9 protein-coding genes are annotated in these 19,204 nt (G+C 48.2%); 6 read left to right on the top strand and 3 right to left on the bottom strand.

Annotated elements, in window-relative coordinates; genetic code table 11:
- Position 1: 1 nt before the first annotated feature.
- On the bottom strand, positions 2-2,353 hold the full coding sequence (locus BLS44_RS23295; RefSeq protein WP_090392974.1) for a phosphoketolase family protein: 2,352 nt from the start codon (positions 2,351-2,353) through the stop codon (positions 2-4).
- Between the two features lie 35 nt (positions 2,354-2,388).
- Positions 2,389-3,567 carry an acetate/propionate family kinase gene (locus BLS44_RS23290; protein WP_090392972.1) on the bottom strand — a complete coding sequence of 393 codons (1,179 nt, stop codon included), beginning with the start codon at positions 3,565-3,567 and terminating at the stop codon, positions 2,389-2,391.
- A 215-nt stretch (positions 3,568-3,782) separates the two neighbouring features.
- On the opposite strand from BLS44_RS23290, the gene BLS44_RS23285 reads away from it, so the two are divergent.
- The 3 genes from BLS44_RS23285 to BLS44_RS23275 all read left to right on the top strand — a co-directional run bounded on the left by BLS44_RS23285 (position 3,783) and on the right by BLS44_RS23275 (position 9,651).
- Positions 3,783-4,670 (top strand): universal stress protein, encoded by an 888-nt coding sequence (locus BLS44_RS23285; protein WP_176954530.1) that lies wholly within the window; start codon positions 3,783-3,785, stop codon positions 4,668-4,670.
- 42 nt (positions 4,671-4,712) lie between these two features.
- Complete coding sequence (gene mgtA / locus BLS44_RS23280; RefSeq protein WP_090392968.1) at positions 4,713-7,250, top strand: magnesium-translocating P-type ATPase; 2,538 nt, start codon at positions 4,713-4,715, stop codon at positions 7,248-7,250.
- Between the two features lie 616 nt (positions 7,251-7,866).
- Positions 7,867-9,651: a DUF4091 domain-containing protein gene (locus BLS44_RS23275; protein ID WP_090392966.1), complete on the top strand. Its 1,785-nt coding sequence runs from the start codon at positions 7,867-7,869 to the stop codon at positions 9,649-9,651.
- 152 nt (positions 9,652-9,803) lie between these two features.
- Here the strand turns inward: BLS44_RS23275 and BLS44_RS23270 are convergent, their stop codons facing one another.
- Positions 9,804-10,682: an AraC family transcriptional regulator gene (locus tag BLS44_RS23270; protein WP_090392965.1), complete on the bottom strand. Its 879-nt coding sequence runs from the start codon at positions 10,680-10,682 to the stop codon at positions 9,804-9,806.
- Positions 10,683-10,909: 227 nt separating this feature from the next.
- Here BLS44_RS23270 and BLS44_RS23265 point away from each other — a divergent pair, with 227 nt between their 5' ends.
- The 3 genes from BLS44_RS23265 (at position 10,910) to BLS44_RS23255 (ending at position 19,197) form a co-directional block, all read left to right on the top strand.
- Entirely contained in the window at positions 10,910-13,972 is a 3,063-nt protein-coding gene (locus tag BLS44_RS23265) for a SusC/RagA family TonB-linked outer membrane protein (RefSeq protein ID WP_090392963.1), read from the top strand.
- 50 nt (positions 13,973-14,022) lie between these two features.
- On the top strand, positions 14,023-15,711 hold the full coding sequence (locus tag BLS44_RS23260; protein WP_218127807.1) for a RagB/SusD family nutrient uptake outer membrane protein: 1,689 nt from the start codon (positions 14,023-14,025) through the stop codon (positions 15,709-15,711).
- A 282-nt stretch (positions 15,712-15,993) separates the two neighbouring features.
- Positions 15,994-19,197 (top strand): SusC/RagA family TonB-linked outer membrane protein, encoded by a 3,204-nt coding sequence (locus tag BLS44_RS23255; protein WP_090392959.1) that lies wholly within the window; start codon positions 15,994-15,996, stop codon positions 19,195-19,197.
- The last annotated feature ends 7 nt before the right edge of the window (positions 19,198-19,204 follow it).

Raw genomic sequence — 19,204 nt, 5'->3', positions numbered from 1 at the left:
TCTAATACGTCCATTTCCAGTTTTTTATTTCAGGCAGGTCATCAAAATAAGTACAGATATAGCTCCTATGCTCCTTCAGTTTTTCTTCACAGTAGGTATTTAACCGATCCCTCATCTGTACCATGCGCGGCACACGCTTTACGGCCTCCATTGCCAGCTGGTACCGGCTCATATTATTTAGTACCGTCATGTCGAAGGGGGTAGTGGTCGTGCCTTCTTCCATGTAGCCGCGCACATGAAACCGTTCCGGGTTGGGACGCCCGTGAACCAGGTCATGAATAATACGGACATAGCCATGAAAAGCAAAGATCACAGGAGCCTCATTGGTAAACAATTCGGTAAAAGCATCCTCGCCCAGCCCGTGCGGGTGATACAGGATGGGGGACAGGGCCATAAGATCCACAATATTTACCAGCCTTACTTTCAGATCCGGCAGCTGTTCCCGTAAAACTGCCACGGCTGCTACTGCTTCCAGTGTAGGCACATCCCCGGCACAGGCAATGACCACATCCGGCTGTGCGCCCTCATCGTTCCCTGCCCATTTCCATACAGAAGCACCACGCGCACAATGCGTAATGGCCTCTTCCAAGGTAAGCCACTGCAGTTCCGGTTGTTTACCGGCCACTACCAGGTTTGCATAGTCTTTACTGGAAAAACAATGATGCATTACAGATAGCAGGGTATTGGCATCCGGAGGAAAGTAGATGCGGGTAACGCTGCTTTTTTTATTAATTACCGTATCAATAAACCCGGGCCCCTGGTGGCTGTAGCCATTATGATCCTGGCGCCAGGAATGGGAGGTAAGCAGGTAGTTTAATGAAGCCACGGGTTTGCGCCAGGGCAATTCCCGGCTGGTTTTTATCCATTTTGCGTATTGACTGAACATGGAATCGATAATGGTAATAAACGCTTCGTAACAGGAAAAGAGGCCATGCCGCCCCGTTAAAAGATACCCTTCCAGCCAGCCTTCACAAAGATGCTCGCTCAATACTTCCATTACCCGACCTTCCGGGGAAAGGTGATCATCCGTAGTCATTCTTGCTTCAAGAAAACAACGTGCTGTTTTTTCAAATACGGCCTGCAGCCGGTTGGAGGCTGTTTCATCAGGACAAAACAGCCGGAAGTTATGGTGGTCCTTATTCAGTTCAAAAATATCGCGCAGATAGTTCCCGAAATTTCTTGTGCTTTCCGCTTCCCTGGTTCCCGGATGGGGAACATTTACTGCATATTGTTTAAAATCCGGCAATTGCAATTCCTTAAGCACCGTGCCCCCATTGGCAACAGCAAGCATGCCCATTCTTTTATTTCCTGAAGGGGCCAGGCTTTGAAGTTCGGGCATCAGTCTCCCGTTTTTATCAAATAATTTTTCCGGGGCATAACTGCGCATCCAGTCTTCCACCAGGCGGAGCTGCTCCGGGTTGGTCTTTACGGCGGTTAAGGGTACCTGGTGCGACCTGAAGGAGTTTTCAATCGGCTGGTGCTCCCATTCCTTCGGGCCTGTCCAGCCTTTGGGTGTGCGCATGATGATCATCGGCCAGCCGTTCACAACCGGCTCGTTCCCGGTTCTGGAACGTTGCTGTAAGGACCTGATCCGGGCATATACATTGTCCAGTATTTCGATCATATTGCGGTGCATAACCATTGGGTTACTGCCTTCAACAAAAAATACCTCGTATCCGTACCCGCTGAATAATGCGGTGAGCTCAGCGTTTGTTTTCCGGGCAAGTACAGTTGGCCCCGCTATCTTATAACCGTTTAAATGCAGGATGGGTAGTACAGCCCCGTCACGCACCGGGTTTAAAAAACTCAGCGATTTCCAGCTGCCTTCCAGGGGCGCAGTTTCTGCCTCGCCATCGCCAACAACGCAGGCTACAATAAGATCCGGGTTATCGAAAGCGGCGCCAAACGCATGTACCAGCGAGTATCCCAGCTCTCCTCCCTCATGGATGGAGCCCGGTGTATGGGCGCTTACATGGCTGGGGATGCCACCGGGTGTTGAAAATTGTCTGAATAATTGTTTTATGCCCTTTTCATCCATCGGCACATGCGGATATATTTCGGAATAGCTGCCCTCAAGATAGGCATTCGCCACAATGGCCGGGGCTCCGTGCCCGGGTCCGCATATATAAAGCACGTCGGAGCCTGTTTCTTTTATTAGCCGGTTCAGGTGCACATAAATGAAGCTCAATCCCGGCGATGTGCCCCAGTGGCCCAGCAACCGGGGCTTTATATGATCCGGCTTTAAGGGCTCGCGAAGCAGCGGGTTGTCCTGTAAATATATTTGCCCTGCAGACAGGTAATTGGCAGCCTGCCAGTACCGGTGCATGTCTTGTAATTGTTGTTCGGTAATCATGATGCCATTATTTATAATTAAATAAACGGTACGTGTTAAGCAAACTGAAGCATGTGCTGTGCTATTATATATGCTTCATTGGTCTTTACTACCCGTACGCTTACCAACGATTCTTTTGTGGAAATAAGTGCGCTGTTGTTTTCATTTCCGGGGCCTGTCCGGATGCCGAGGTATTGCAATCCATCGCAGATCCGGCTCCGGATGGCAGGGGCGTGTTCTCCCACGCCCCCGGTAAAAACCAGGGTATCTGCGCCATTTAAAGCGGCAGCCATGGCGCCGATCATTTTTCTTGCATGATAGCAGAACAGGTCCAGCGCCTCCGCCACCTGGCCGTTTTCCGCTTCCAAAGCAAGCAGGGTTTTCATATCGGCGCTTATGCCGGATACGCCTTTTAGCCCGGATTCATGGGTCAGTACCTGGTCCAGTGCTGCGGGTGTCATTTTTCTTTGCGTTAAAAGATAGAGCAACACACCGGGATCCAGGTCGCCGCACCGGGTACCCATCATCAATCCTCCAATGGGGGTCATGCCCATGGTGGTATCAATGGCTCTTCCATTGTGCACGGCGGCCAGGCTGGAGCCATTGCCCAGGTGGGCAATGATTATTTTCCCGTCAGCTTCCTCCGGAACTGATTTTTGAAGATGCTGCATTACAAACTCATAGGACAGGCCATGAAACCCATATTTATGTATGCCTTCTTTACGGAGCCATTCCGGCAGGGGATACTGTTTGGCATGCAATGGAAGGGCGATGTGAAAAAAAGTATCAAAGCAGGCGATGTGCCCGGTGCCCGGAAAAATATCCATAAATGTGCGGATGACGTCAATTTCGTCCGGGATATGCGTTGGAGCAAGGGGTTGTATGGATCCCAGGTATTGCAGGAAGGCCGTATCGATGACCTGCGGCCGGCGATGGGCAGGGCCTCCCTGAACGATCCGGTAGCCAACAGCGGCTATGGGCATCTCTTCATAAAGGAGCCATTGTGCAACCAAACGGGCTGCTGCTGCAAGACCGGTGCAGGGCACTTTGCTGTTCTTTAAAACCTGATGTTCACCTGTGGTTACCCGGAAGGTGCATTCCCTGCTTCCAATGTTCAGTATACTGCCTTCTATTACCGGTATTAAATCCATACCACCGGTTTTAAACACATTGATCTTCAGGCTGGAAGATCCTGGGTTTACGGTTAATAAATAGGGGTGTCCGATCATATTCATACCTCGGCCCGGTTTATAATAAGGATGATTGACGCTTAAGGATTAACGGATGATCCTTATTGCAAATAAAATCAGAAAAATATTATTTTATAATGATCAATATCATCGGATAGGGTGTGGCCTGTCATTGAATGCCGCTCTGGAACAACCCGATCTTTATGACCGGCAGTATTTGTTTTGATTGTAAAATATACTGCAGTAAAAATACGATAACAATGAATACTATTATTGCTGCTACCAATTTTTCTGAAGGTTCAAATCATGCGGTTGCGTTTGCAACAGGTATGGCAAGGGCGTTAAAGGCGCAGCTGGTTATTTTTAATGTGATCGGCCTCGTGCCGGCGATGTCTGATGTGCAACTTCCGTTAAATGTTTGTGATGTTACCATTGAGGAAACGGACAAACTGCTGGAAGATCTTGCCCTGAGAGCCAAAACGGGAGCCAATAATGAAATAGAGGTGAAAACGCTCTATAAGGTAGGGTCTGTCATCAAAGAGCTGGATGCGTTGTGTCAGCGGGAGGCACCTTTTGCCCTTGTTATTGCATCCCGGTTCGTTACAGCGTTCGAGCGGCTGATATTGGGTACTTATTCGGTTTCTATTGCAAAGTACAGCGCTTTCCCGGTGCTTGTGGTGCCGCCATCGGCAACGATGAACGGGTTTAAAAAAGTGGCGATAGCTGTTGACCTGGATGCAGAAAATACGATACAATGGCAATTTTTAAAACACTGGCTGGCTCCTTTTGATCCGCAGGTTGATATTGTTTATATATCTGCCCAAACGGAAGGGACCGGCAAAGAACCTCCTGCCGCAATTGATTTTGGAGAACAATTAGGCAATGATAACCTGGAGTATTATTTTTTAAAGAATAACAACGTGGCAGAGGGGATAAAGGACTACATCGTTGAAAAGAAACCGGAGTTATTGGTTATGTCCGTTCAAAAGCATGGGCTCTTTCACAAAAGCATTACAAAGCCTTTTATTGAGAGACCTCCTGTTCCGGTACTGTTTTTGTCTTCAAAACTGAAAGAGGATGGCCGGCCGTTGGCTGCCGGCAGATCTGCAACCCCTCCTTCTGTGCTAACAGGATACCCTGGCTATTAGTTTACAGAGTGATTGATTCACCGAGAGAACGATATTCCTTTTATGAAGTATCAGCTACAGTCAAACACGGAAAATTTTTGGACCTGTACTGCCGGCCGGCTCCTGGCGCTGCTTTCCTGCACGCCGGATGGGCTAAGCAGTGAGGAAGCAGCCCGCCGGTTAAAGCAGTATGGCCCCAACCAGGTGAAAGACAAAAGCCGTAGCTCGCTCCTGCTGCTGTTTCTCCGGCAATTTAAAAGCCCGATAACCATCATGCTTATTGCAACGGCGATCTTGTCGGCCTTTTTGGGTGATGCGTCGGATATGGTCATTATCCTTACCATTGTACTCATCAGCAGCAGCCTGAGTTTCTGGCAGGAGAAGGGGGCTAATAAGGCCGTACAGCAGTTACTGAAGCTGGTACAACTGCGTTTTTCAGTTATCCGCGACGGCTGTAAACAGGAAGTGCCTTTTGAAACGGCAGTGCCGGGAGATATCATTTATCTTTCGGCCGGGGATATCATACCCGCAGATTGCCTGTTACTGGATGCAAACGGGTTGTTTGTAGATGAGGCTACATTTACCGGTGAAACCTTTCCTGTTGAAAAAAGGACGGGAGTGGTTGCCGCCGATGCCCCTTTAATGAAGCGTTCTAACAGTCTTTTAATGGGGTCAAGCATTGTTAGCGGAAAAGGTACAGCGCTGGTGGTGCATACCGGGGAGTTTACGGAATTTGGTAAAATTGCTGCCAGCCTTCAACTGGCAGCCGTGGAAACGGGTTTTGAAAGAGGCATCCGCAGATTCGGTTATTTGCTGATGGAGTTAACCTTACTGCTGGTGCTTTCTATTTTTGCCATTAACGTATTGCTGCATAAGCCGCCATTGGATGCCTTCCTGTTTTCACTGGCGCTTGCGGTAGGGCTTACCCCACAGCTGCTCCCGGCTATCGTCAGCATTAATTTATCCACGGGCGCAGCAAGGATGGCTGCCAAAAATGTAGTGGTAAAGCGGTTGTCTTCTATAGAAAACCTTGGCAGTGTGAACGTTCTTTGTTCTGATAAAACCGGTACGCTTACGGAGGGCAGGGTGGTATTAAAAGAGGCGCTGGATGCGGCGGGCAATGCCAGCCGGAAAGTGGCGGAATATGCCAGGATCAATGCGGCGCTGCAGCAAGGATTTCATAATCCGATAGACCAGGCTATAACGACTGCCTTTGCCGGGTGCAGGGGAAACGATACCGTGCTTGGGGAAATCCCATATGATTTTATCCGGAAAAGACTTACGATCCAGGTTGCAGATGGGGCCGGGAGCCTGATGATTACCAAGGGAGCGTTTAAAGAGGTGCTGGGCTGCTGCAGTTTTGTAGAAACGGGTACCGGTGTTGAACCCTTAAGTGCATCCATTGCGGGGTTAGAGGAGCGGTTCCGGATATTAAGTAACGAGGGCGTACGCACGCTGGGCATTGCCTACCGCAAACCGGTTTCCGCATCGGTGATCAGCAGGGAAGATGAAAAAGATATGATCTTCCTGGGGTATATTACTTTTTTTGATCCGCTTAAAGCTGATATTGTAGCAACCATCAAACAACTCCATGAATCCGGGGTGGTCCTGAAAGTGATTACCGGTGATAATGCATTTGTAAGCGCCCGTATGGCAGAGAATATAGGGTTGAAAGGGGCTGCCATCCTTACCGGGCCGGAGCTGCGTAATATAAGTGATCCGGCCCTGGTGCAGCGGGTGCGTCAGGTGGAGGTATTTGCAGAAATGGAACCGAACCAGAAGGAACGGATCATCAGGGCCCTGAAAAAAGCAGGCTGTATTGTGGGATATATGGGGGACGGTATTAATGATGCGTCTGCACTGCATGTAGCAGATGTTGGGATTTCGGTGGACTCCGCAGCAGATGTTGCCAAACAGGCGGCCGACATTGTATTGTTAAAAAGGGACCTGGGTGTTTTACTGGACGGGATTATTGAAGGTCGTAAAACTTTTGCCAATACGATGAAGTATATCTTTATTGCCACAAGCGCCAACTTTGGCAATATGTTTAGCATGGCAGGAGCTTCCTTATTTTTATCATTTTTGCCCTTACTGCCCAAGCAAATATTGCTGACAAACCTGCTGACGGATTTTCCGGAAACGGCGATCTCAAAAGACAATGTTGACGGGCGGTTTATCAAAGGCCCCCAGCACTGGGACCTGACGTTCATTAGGAAATTTATGATCGTGTTTGGATTGCTCAGCTCTGTATTTGATTACCTTACTTTTGGCGTTTTGTTGTTTTTGCTGCATGCGGATGAAAAAGCCTTCCAGTCCGGATGGTTTACCGAATCGGTTATTTCCGCTGTACTTGTATTGCTGATCGTGCGTACCAGACTGTCTGTTTTTAAAAGCAGGCCGGGTAAGCTGCTTGCCTGGGCGGCTATAGCAATTGTTTTGATTACCCTGTTATTGCCCTTTACGCCCGTTGGTTTCTTTTTTGGTTTCGTGGCGCTTCCTTTTCCCTTTTATGTATGGATGGCCGGCATTGTTCTTTGTTATGCAGCGTGTGCAGAATTTGCAAAAAGAAGATTCTATCATAAAATCACCCGGCATGAATGAACGGCTGGTATGCATTTTCCCTTTTAACGGGCTTTTTGTATAATGAACCTGCACAGTAACTTTTCTGCTGTTAGTTTTTGAAGGTGATCTGCACCCGTTTAAGAATCAGCTAAGGAATGTCATAAGCAGGGCATAAAACTCCAGCCTTATTATAGCGGGTTGGACCGGTATCATGAAGATTATTATCAAACGGGTAATACCGGGAAAAGTTTCGGCGGGAAAGGAGATGGCAATTGGAATAATTACCTAAGACTTATGAAGAGTTAGTTAACAGAACTTCTCACTAATCATGGAGAGATCGGTTGGGTTTGGTTTGATTTGATGGCTGGTGGGATAAAGGCGCCGGGGGTAACCGGAAAACAGGTGAATGGTATGAATTGATTCGTCGCTTGCAACCTGGGTGCCTGATTACCAATAATCATCATCAGACGCCTTTCCCGGGCGAAGATTTCCAGGTTTGGGAAAAAGAGCGGCCCGGAGAAAATTTTTCCGGACTTTCAGGGCAGCCTATTGGTGCCTTGCCGGAGGAAGTTTGTGAAACATGCCGTATGCTTCCATTGGGTAGGCAAAAGTTTTCGAAACTTTTGTATCTTCCGGCCTTACATTTTTTATGCGCATGATTACAAAAAGACAGATCTATCGGTTCATTTGTGCTGGTTTTTATTCCTGTATTTCTTTGACCATGTTCTCCCAGCAACCTCAATGGAACAAGGGACAAAGCTTTATCGAGGCCCCCGATCCTGTAGTATCCGATGGGCAGCGCTGGCTTTCGGTAAAGCCAGGCCTGCATGCTTCGTTTGTTTCGGTCGACAAACGATTCCCTAAATCGGTGGCACCTGATATACCTGTAGAAAAGGAGGTGCGCCTGGTGGGGTGGAGAGGTGAGCGTGTGTCTGCCCAGGTGTTGCTCTGGACAACCGATAGCATGCCCGGTGTAAAAGTTCAGGTGACGGATGCCGTTGCACCGGGTGGTAAAAAGCTCGGATCTGTAGGTTATGCCCGCTTTGAGCGCTACGTCATTACCGACACGTACGGGCCCGGGTGCGGCTGGCGTAAACCCGGCGACTTTCCTGCCTCGCTCTCGCCCGATATGCTCGACGACCTTTCTGCTTTTAACCTTGAGCGCAAAAAAGTGCGGCCCGTCTGGATTACTATTGAAATACCGCGTACGGCCGGGAAAGGAATTTATACTGCAAAGGTAGCGGTGATCCCGGCGATAGGTAAAAAGCAGGAACTGGACGTAACCCTTAATGTAATCGATCTCGTGCTCCCGGAACCCCAGGCCTGGACCTTTCACCTCGATCAGTGGCAGCATCCGTCAGCGATAGCCCGCGTCAACAAAGTGGCTGCCTGGAGTGTGGAACATTTCAAGGCGATGGAACCACAAATGCGCATGCTGGCAAACCTGGGTCAGAAAGTGATCACTGCAACCCTCAATAAGGATCCCTGGCATGTGCAAACGCTGGACCCTTACGAAGACATGATCATCTGGACAAAGGAAAAGAACGGCCGCTGGTCGTATGATTACCGGGTATTTGATAAGTGGGTTTCTTTTATGATGGGGCTGGGAATTAAAAAAATGATCAACTGTTATTCCATCGTACCCTGGAACAATGAAATTCACTACAAAGATGCCGCCACCGGCAAGTTTGTGGATGTAGTGGCTAAACCGGGAACACCGGCATTCACCCAAATGTGGGAGCCCTTTCTAAAGGACTTCGTGCGCCATCTTCAACAAAAAGGCTGGCTGGAGATCACTAATATAGCACTGGATGAGCGGAATAAAGAGGAAATGGGACTGGCTTTCGATCTGATCGAAAAAGCATCGCCCGCACTCAGTGTATCTTACGCCGATAATCAGAAAACCTACCAGCGTTATCCAAACAGCCGTGACGTAAGCACGGCGGTGCAGCATCCTATCGATTCCAAAGATCTGGCAGACCGTACCGCCCGGGGACTCAATACAACCTTTTATGTGTATTGCGGTAACAACTTTCCCAATCAGTTCACTTTTTCGGATCCGGCAGAATCTGCATACATGGGCTGGTATGCAATGGCGGCCGGCTATAACGGCGTGCTTCGCTGGGCCTTTAATTCATGGGTAGAAAATCCGCTGGTTGATTCGCGTTTCAGAACATGGCCCGCCGGTGATACCTATATCGTGTACCCCCAGGCCCGCAGTTCGATCCGTTACGAACGGCTGCTGGAGGGCATCCAGGATTACGAAAAGATACGGATTGTAAAAAGGCTATTGGTGCAAAAAAAGGATCAGGCCCGGCTTGATGCGCTGAATGCCGCAATTACAAAACTGGATAATAACAAACGTCACGATGGCTGGAACAGTGATCTGAATGCTGCAAAAAGACTGCTGAACGAAATTTCCGCATCACTGGTAAAATAAAGGATATAGAAGAAGGAACAAAGATATTTTCTGTTTTTAAGAAATAAAGGACGCTTAAAAAGGTATCGGAACGGCTTGTTCTCAGCGGGTTTCATCTAAAGAGTGTGTGCGCTTTCAGGAATGGGGCAAAGGGCCCCGCTTCGCCTGTCATACTACTGCGTCCGGGTGATCCTTAACAGGTTTTTCCGGTATTCGGATGGAGCAATATCATGGATGCCGCGGAATATCTTATTGAAATAAGAGAGATTGTTATATCCGCAGGCATAACAAACATCCGTAATGGAATTTTGCTCATTTTGCAGCAGCTTGGCTGCATGTCCGATGCGCAGCTCATTTAAGAACTGTGTAAAGGATTTTCGTGTACGGCTTTTAAAATAACGGCAAAATGCATTGGGGGTCATATGGCAGATGTCCGCAATTTCGTTCAGGGATATATCCCGGTGAAAATTTTGTATGAGGAACTGGTACACTTTGTTAATGCGCCCGGTATCCTTTTCATCGTAGTTGCTTTTATACGACATGCTTGCCAGGTATTCGTATTCCGAAGATGAGGAAAGGATATGTACCAGTTCAAGGAAAAAGATAATTTTTTTGATGCTTTTTTCCCCTGAAATAAGGCTCAGCAGTGCGGCTACCTGTTGTTTGGTCCGTCCAAAAAAAAGAATGCCGCGCTGGGAGCGTTGTATCAATTCTGTAATAGGCTGTATCATGTTTTGTTCATCGGTAAGATTCAGCAGGAAGTCCGGGGGAAAATAAATAACTGTAGACTTTACCCGGTTATCTGCTTCTTCTGCAAATGCCCGGTCGTTCTGCCAGATATGCGGAAGATTGGGTCCCATCAGCACCAGGTCACCTGCTTCAAAGTTACCAACATTGTCACCGACAATACGTTTGCCATAGCTTTTTTCGATCCACACAAGTTCACAGAGCTGGTGAAAATGAAACGGCGAATCAAGATGGTATTGATCGATCTGCTTTATTTGTATGGTTTTGGTACCGGCAAGGGCTACCTCTATGAATTGTGGTTTCATACACTGTTGAAATTATTTTGACCATAAATTTATGAAATTCCGGTAAAGCGGATAAAAAAGTTAAAAAGAGGGTTTGTTGCAGATGTTGGCTCTTTTCCCGGTTCATAAGCGGGAGGCTTGCAAAACTGGGGACACCCTGTAATGATAGAATATTTCTAAAACCGGTTAAAATAGCTAAAAAGAACCGGAGGGCGGTGGCGGTATCTTGCACTGAATAATTTTTATATATGAGAAGTATAATCCGATTGCTATTGGTGTTGTGCACGTTTGTTGGTGCAAATACCGCGTTTTCACAAACAAGGACCGTTAACGGAAAGGTTCTTGATGAGACGGGCGGTACTCCGTTGCCCGGAGTAACGGTGGCACTGAAAGGAACCGGTGCCGCTGTGGTCACGGATGAAGCAGGCGGCTTTTCCATTCCTGTTCCGGCCGGCGGCGCGGTGCTTGAAGCCAGCTATGTGGGATATTTAAAAAAACAGATAACAGTTGGCAGTGATCCGGAGCTGCTGATCTACCTCAGCAAATCAACAGCCAACCTGGATGAGGTAGTAGTGGTAGGGTACGGCACACAAAGAAAGGAAAACCTGTCAGGGGCGGTAAATACGGTGGATAAAAAAATGCTGATAAACCGCCCGGTCACATCGCTCACCAATGCATTGCAGGGCACTGTTCCGGGCATGGCGGTCATTTCAAGGCCGGGCGATGTGGGCAATGACCTGGGAAGTATTAATATACGGGGGCGGGGCAACCTGGGCACTTCCGCACCGTTGTATGTCGTTGACGGGGTTGTGGTGTCCGGCGGCGATTTCGCCCGCATCAATCCCAACGACGTCGAAAGCATGTCGGTTCTGAAAGATGCGTCTGCCGCAGCCATCTACGGTTCCCGGGCTGCATATGGTGTGATACTGGTAACAACAAAAAAAGGAAGCGGTGCGTTCCGCGTAAATTACAATGCTTATTACGGTACCCAGTCCGCCGCCTATCTGCCCGGCTTTACGGATGCCTATGATTATGCCGTTTTGTACAATGAAGCGGAAACAAACGCGGGCAGAAGTCCAAGATTCAGTACCGGTATTTTAGACACGATCCGCAAGCAGCTTAACCCGGATCTGTATCCCAATAACAACTGGTTCGATCTTACGCTGCGTAAAAGAGCACCCATGATGGAACACCAGGTCAGTATTGCCGGTGGCGAAAAGGTGAAGTACTTTTTAAGCGGCGCTTATTTTTTACAGAATTCACTGATACCTGGCAAAGACCTCCGCCGTTATTCGGTGCGGGCCAACACAGAATCACAGGTGACTGAAAAATTAAAGTTGTCCAGTAATATTTCATTTATCAGGGATGGCTTCGATAATGACAAAGGGAATATCGATTTTACCACCTTATCGCGCCTGACACCGTTGGTGGTGGCCCGTCAGAGCGATGGCAATTGGGGCAGTATCAACGCCGGCGCTGTAGATGCAGCACTGGCCAGCGGTAATACACTGCGTAAACTGGCGGAAGGTGGCCGTAGTTCTTATGCTACCAATCGCTTTATAGGAACGCTTAACGGAACCTATACACCGGTAAAAGGACTTGATATAAATGGATTGTTCTCTTATAATTTCCTGAACTACCTTACCGGTACGTTTACAAATACCATGGACCCGCTGATCAGCTTTGTTACCAAAGCCCCTTTGACATCAACGGCAGTAACGACGAATCAATTGGATGAGCAGTGGCAAAATACGACCAACCTGCTTGCCCAGGTTACAGCAGGATATTCCCATAAAGCAGCGCTTCATGAGTTTAAGATACTGGCGGGAAGCTCATACGAGAATTTTAAGGACCAGTTTGTCCGGGTGATCAGGAAAGGATTCGTCAACAACGACCTCAACGCGATCAACGGGGGATCCGCCAACCCGTTAAATACCACCGCAACAGGAAATATACAGCAGCGTGGTTTTCGCTCCTATTTTGGAAGACTTAATTATGCGTATGACAACAAATACCTGTTGGAAATGAGTCTCCGGAACGATGCTTCCTCCCAGTTTGCACCGGGACACAGGGCCGGTTGGTTCCCGGGGGCATCCTTTGCCTGGCGTATTTCCCAGGAAGGCTTTCTCAAAAATAACGATGCCATTACGGAGTTGAAGCTGAGGCTTTCTGCAGGAAGGCTGGGTAATACCAACAACGTGGGCAACTACGACTTCTATGACGGGCTGGGGACCGGAACCGTGGTGATCCTCGATCAGCAAAAACAGGATGGCGTGTACCCGGCAAAGATATTTAACCCCTTGCTTAGCTGGGAAAAAGTGGATATGTATAACCTGGGGGTCGATGCAACTTTATTGCGGAAGCTGAATCTTCAGCTGGATGTTTTTGATAAGCAGGCCCGGGATATCCTGCTGCAGGACCCCAATATTCCTATAGAAGCGGGATTGATACCTGACAGCGATCCCTCTAAAACACAGATCCCCTCCATAAATGTGGGTAAAGTACGCAACCGGGGTTTCGAATTCTCGGCCGGCTATAATGGCCGCATCAATGACTTCAGCTATACCCTTGGCGGCAATATCAGCAAGATATGGAATAAGATAACAGAGCTGGGGGGACTAAAGGAGCAGGCTCCCAGTGGGTATTATATCAACCGGGTAGGAGAGGCGATCGGCTCTTTTTATATGTATGAGGCCAATGGATTTTATGAAACAGATGCAGAAGCACAAACGTATAACCCGGCGGCAAAAGCAGGGGATATACGGTATGTAGATCAGAATAAGGATAATGAAATTAATGGCGACGACCGGGTGATTGCGGGTAATGATGTGCCTTATTTTACTTATGGACTTAACCTGGGCGTTAACTACAAAAATTTTGATCTTGCTTTGCTGGGAAGCGGCGTCAGTAACGTAAAGGTATACCTGGAGTCCGAAGCCTCCCAGGCTTTTTTTAATGGAGCGGGCGTAAAAAAATATGTAATGGACCGGTGGACCATTAATGACCCAAGGCAGGACGCTTCTTATCCGCGCCTGTCCAGGACCGGCACTGTGAATTTCGCGACCTCCACGTTCTGGCTGTTCAACGCTGACTATTTCCGCTTCCGTTCCTTATCGGTCGGATACACGATTCCCGGAAAACTGTTAGATCGCTGGAATATGAAGAACCTGCGTATCTATGTGGCGTCCAATAATCCTTTCACGATCAGGGGCGATAAACGGCTTAAGGACTTTGATCCTGAGTCGGCATCCCAACGATCTACATACCCCGCCTTAAAGACCTACTCATTTGGATTAAATCTCACGCTATAGCTACAGGTCAGAAAAGGTAAATCATTTAAAAACGAATTAAAAGAAGTCTGATGAAAAAAAAGATATCTATAATCCTGGCAGCGCTTGTGATCTTTTCCGGCTGCTCCAAAAGCGCGCTGGACTATACCCCGCAGGATCAGCTTGCCAGTACCACGTTCTGGAAATCGGCAAAAGATGTGGAGCTTGCTTTAAATGGCTGCTATGCATATCTCAGCAATGCGTTCAATTATTCATACGATGATGCTTCGGCAGACAACGCATATGCCCAGTATCCCTGGGAAAGTAATGCAACCCGTATAGCCAGCGGCGACATCAAGGCCGATATGGATGCCGGTTATGCCGGTAGATACCAGTTTATACGGCGGTATAATTATTTCCTGGAGAATATTGATAAAGCTGTTATGGACGCCGATCTGAAAAGCCGGTTTATTGCAGAGTGCCGGGTATTACGCGCATTTACGTATTTTGAACTGGCCCGTACTTTTGGACCGGTACCTTTATTGAAGGCCTACTATAATACGGACCCGTTATCTACCGCCGAGGCCCCGGCGCCGGAAATGGATGTGGTAAATTTTGCAATAGCAGAAATTAAAGAGGTAGCCGATAAGTTGCCGGCCCGGTATACCGGGGGCGTAGCCAGCCAGACCGGCCGCATTACAAGCGGGGCCGCATATGCCATACTCACAAGGATACAGCTGCATTACAAACTTTGGGCTGATGCAGCGGCGAGTGCACAAAAAGTAATGGGTGCGGGCTATAAGCTCTTTAGAAAAACCACGCTGGACGCCCCGGATATGACAGATGACTACAGCGCTTTTGTAACCTTCGCCAGCGATGCCGAAAAGCAAAGATTTTACAAAGGGCTGGCAAGCTACCAGCAACAGTTCTGGATCGCCAATGAAGCTAATGATGAAGTGATCCTGGCTTCCCAGAACATTAGTGAAAATGCCAGCTATGCACCTTTTGGCAATGGACTCCGGCTGCTGTTTACGAATGGCGAAATGGGCGGATGGAGCTCTGTTACACCTACACAGGACCTGGTAAATGCGTATTGGGAAAGGAACGGTAATGCCTTTATTCCTCCTTCGCCGGCAACAAGGGCGGCGTTGTTCAATAAAGGCGGAACGCCCGCTGCTGGTTATTTTAACGAGTTTAAGAACCGGGATACCCGTTTGTATGCAAGTATCCTGTTTCCCGGGGAAACCTGGAGCCAGTACAAGGCCGGCTTTACCTTTAATTGGGAAGGCGGAGGCAGTAGTAACAGCATGACAGGATATAATTTCAGGAAATGTTATGATATCAGGTCGCTGGAAAGTAGTTATGAGTATGACGCCGCCGAAGACTTCCCCATTATCCGTTATGCGGAAATACTGTTGAGTTACGCGGAAGCCAAAAATGAACTGAGCGGGCCGGATGCATCGGTATATGCTGCCCTGGATGATATCAGGGACAGGTCGGGGATGCCTGCAGTAAACCAGGCAGCTTATAACTCAAAAGACAAATTACGTACCCTTATACAAAACGAACGGCGCATTGAACTGGCAGGGGAGGGACAACGGTTTTATGATATCAGGCGTTGGAATATTGCAGCTGCTGTAATGAAAACCACTTATGATATTTCCAATGCACCGGTTCAGGACAGGGTATGGCAGGATCGCTTCAGATTGATGCCGTATCCCCAGACAGCCCTGGACCGGAACGCGAACCTGAAGGCAGCGCAGCAGGCGAAGGGTTATTGAGTTTTTTTATTGATAACCGCCGCCCGGATGTGTTGCCGGTGAAATAAAATGCAAAGAAAGGAATGCTCAAACGGGCATTCCTTTTGTTTTAATATAAGATTTTTACCAGCCGGCTTGCCGGTGCATCTTTACGGCAAACGGGTTGGGATAGCAGGCCCGGCCTAATAGACAGAACGCTGCATTCAATAAAACGGCATATGTTAAAATTTTTCTAACACCTGCATAAATAGTAGTAGCAACAGGCTATGGTCCACAATTATTTTTGTTGGGTTAAAACTTAGTATGAGAAAATTTTTATTGCTTGCCCTGCTGATGGGATCCACGGTGCTCTTTGCACAGAACAAGAAAATTGCTACAGGTATTGTAAAAGATACCAGCCGGTTGCCGTTGCCTGGCGTAACAGTGCAGCTAAAGAACAGCCCGATCGTCACTATTACCGATTCTTCCGGTCATTTTGTGATAGAATCCCTGAATCCTGAAAAAGATGTATTGCAGTTTAGTTTTGTTGGCTACCGGCCGGTGGAGGAAAAACTAACCCTGGGCGGGGAGATGCAAATCCTCATGACCCAGGAAACAAAAACGGGGGATGAAGTAGTGGTGGTGGCCTTTGGCAAGCAAAAGAAAACAACGATGGTGGGGTCTGTTACCACCATTAACCCTAAAGAGCTAAAGGGGCCAAGCAGCAATCTTACTTCGATGTTGGCCGGTCGGCTGGCCGGTATCATCGCTTTTCAGCAAAGCGGGGAACCGGGAAAAGATAATGCCAATTTTTTCATCCGGGGCCTGGGCAATTTTGGTACCGGAAAACGGGATCCCCTGATTTATATTGATGGCATCGAAAGTACGACCGATGACCTGGCGCGGCTGAATGCCGATAATATTGAGAACTTTTCACTGCTTAAAGATGCTACTGCCACTGCCATGTATGGTGCCCGGGGAGGTAATGGGGTTATACTGATCACCACTAAACAGGGAGCTTCCGGGCAGACCAGGTTCAATTTTCGGGTAGAGAACCGGATATCAGGTAACACCAAATTATACAAGCTGGCCGACAATATCACGTATATGCGACTGGCAAATGAAGCAGCCACGACCCGCGACCCATTGGCGGCAGCCCCATATGATCCCAACAAGATTGATAACACGGCAGCCGGCCGGGATCCGGTATTGTACCCCAATAACGACTGGATGAAATTGCTGGTAAAAAATTATACCAACAACCTGTCAGCCAATTTTGATCTGAGTGGGGGCACTGAAAAGGCCCGCTTCTTTGTATCCATGACCTATGATGAAAATAACGGCCTCATGCGGGAACAGGATCTGAACAACTTCAGGAGCAATATTAAATTACGCTCCTATTCTTTGATGTCAAATGTTAATCTGAAACTGACCAATACCACGGATGCCCTTATTAGTATCAAAACAAGGTTTGATGATTACCATGGACCCATTGGTGGTGGTGCCGCGGTCTTCACCGCTGCATCTACCAGCAATCCCGTGGCTTACCCCGCCATTTACCCGCAACGTTATTTACCGTATATACAGCACCCGTTGTTCGGCAATGCCTTTGTACCGGGTACCAACAATATAGCGCTCTACCTTAACCCCTACGCAAAAGCTGTTTCGGGTTACCAGCAAACCAATACGGCACAGCTTACTCCACAGATTACCATCAATCAGAATTTAAAAGACATTCTGCCCGGGCTTACAGCCAGTGCCATGGCCTATACTACCCGGCAATCCTATTTTGATGTAAGCAGGCAATACAGTCCTTTTTATTATTCCGCATCCATCATAAACGGAACCCCTGTTCTTTCCCTTTTGAACGACGTACGTAACAGCATCCAGATAGGAGATGTGCCGACTGAATATCTGAGTTATAGCCCCGGCGAAAAAAAGGTGAGTACCGTGTTGTGGGGGCAGGCCGCCCTGAATTATGCAGGCAGGTTTGCAGAAAAACATAGTGTAGGCGCCAGTATCATCACTTATGCCCAATCGTCTTTAAGCGGTAATGCGGATAACTTACAGCAGTCATTGCCCGCCCGTAATCTCAGTTTTTCCGGTCGTGCTACTTATGGTTATGACGAGCGTTACCTGACCGAATTCAGTTTTGGATATAATGCTTCTGAACGGTTCGATCCGAAAAACCGGTGGGGCTTTTTTCCTTCCATCGGCCTGGGATGGGTGCTGACAAATGAAACATTCTTTGAACCGCTAACCAATGTTATTTCCAACCTGAAACTGAGAGGTACCTATGGCCGTTCAGGCAACGATGCCATCGGCCGGCCGGAGGACCGCTTTTTCTATCTCTCCAATGTATCGCTCGCGGGACCGATGTATTATTTTGGTGAGAATTTTAATTATCTAAGAAATACCATCAGAACTTCCCGCTATGCCAATCCCAATATCACCTGGGAAACAACGAACCAGATCAACCTGGGGATGGACCTTTCACTGTTTAGAAAACTGAACATTATTGCAGATGTTTATAAGAAGCAGGTGAAGGGTATCTTGTTGGCACGCAATGCTACTGTGCCTACGTCTATGGGGCTACAGGCCAACGTAGTGGCCAATACCGGCCGTACGGATGTAAAGGGGTTGGAGGTCGCCGTGGATTATACCTCGCAGGTAGGCCCCGATTTTACAGTGATATCCCGTGGCAATTTTACATATGCCACCACTAAGGTCGTACAGACAGAAGAGCCTTCCTACCCGGCGGGGCTGGAGTATTTGAAAAAAGCAGGTAACTCCAGCGATCAGCTGTACGGCCTTATCGCCGAGCGCCTCTTTACAGATGACCGCGAAGTAGCCAATTCGCCGCAACAGAGCTTTGGTGGCCTTGTAATGGGAGGCGATATAAAATACAGGGATATTAACGGCGACGGAAAAATCACCAGCCTGGATTATGTTCCTATTGGCTGGCCCAAAGTTCCCGAAATTACTTACGGTTTTGGAGGTACGGTGGCGTATAAGGGATTGATTGATGTTAGCTTTTTTTTCCAGGGCTCCGCCCGTTCTTCTTTCCTGATTGATGCTGGTTCTGCACTGAAAGGTGACGGTAGTGGTAATGTAGAGGGGGTTTCGCCATTTGTTGTGAATCCGCGTACAATAAGCGGCAATAATATTATTGTGGCACAATCCGGTCTGCTGGATGTGATTGCCCGGGACCACTGGTCAGAAGACAACCGGAACCCCTATGCCTTCTGGCCCCGGTTAAGCGATAAGGTGATCCCCAATAATGCACTGGCCTCTACCTGGTGGCTGCAGAATGGCGATTTTTTAAGGCTGAAACAGATTGATATCGGCTATAACCCGGATGCCAGGATGTTGAAAAAATATGGGCTCACTTTTTCCCGTATTTACCTGAGCGCCCAGAACCTTTTCACCTGGAGCCGTTTTAAACTCTGGGATGTGGAAATGGCCGGCAACGGGTTGGGCTACCCTCTGCAACGGGTGTTTAGTCTTGGCGTCAGGCTCGGGTTTTAACATATAA

This window comes from Niabella drilacis, assembly GCF_900101395.1.
GTDB classification, from domain to species: domain Bacteria; phylum Bacteroidota; class Bacteroidia; order Chitinophagales; family Chitinophagaceae; genus Niabella; species Niabella drilacis.
The sequence above is the reverse complement of the archived record's forward strand: the minus strand, read 5'-3'. Positions and strand labels throughout refer to the sequence as shown.

Coding starts and splice junctions, on each gene's coding strand:
- BLS44_RS23295 (WP_090392974.1), bottom strand. CDS start 2,353: ATGATTACCGAACAACAATTACAAGACATGCACCGGTACTGGCAGGCT.
- BLS44_RS23260 (WP_218127807.1), top strand. CDS start 14,023: ATGAAAAAAAAGATATCTATAATCCTGGCAGCGCTTGTGATCTTTTCC.
- BLS44_RS23290 (WP_090392972.1), bottom strand. CDS start 3,567: ATGAATATGATCGGACACCCCTATTTATTAACCGTAAACCCAGGATCT.
- BLS44_RS23265 (WP_090392963.1), top strand. CDS start 10,910: ATGAGAAGTATAATCCGATTGCTATTGGTGTTGTGCACGTTTGTTGGT.
- BLS44_RS23255 (WP_090392959.1), top strand. CDS start 15,994: ATGAGAAAATTTTTATTGCTTGCCCTGCTGATGGGATCCACGGTGCTC.
- BLS44_RS23275 (WP_090392966.1), top strand. CDS start 7,867: ATGATTACAAAAAGACAGATCTATCGGTTCATTTGTGCTGGTTTTTAT.
- BLS44_RS23270 (WP_090392965.1), bottom strand. CDS start 10,682: ATGAAACCACAATTCATAGAGGTAGCCCTTGCCGGTACCAAAACCATA.
- mgtA (WP_090392968.1), top strand. CDS start 4,713: ATGAAGTATCAGCTACAGTCAAACACGGAAAATTTTTGGACCTGTACT.
- BLS44_RS23285 (WP_176954530.1), top strand. CDS start 3,783: ATGAATACTATTATTGCTGCTACCAATTTTTCTGAAGGTTCAAATCAT.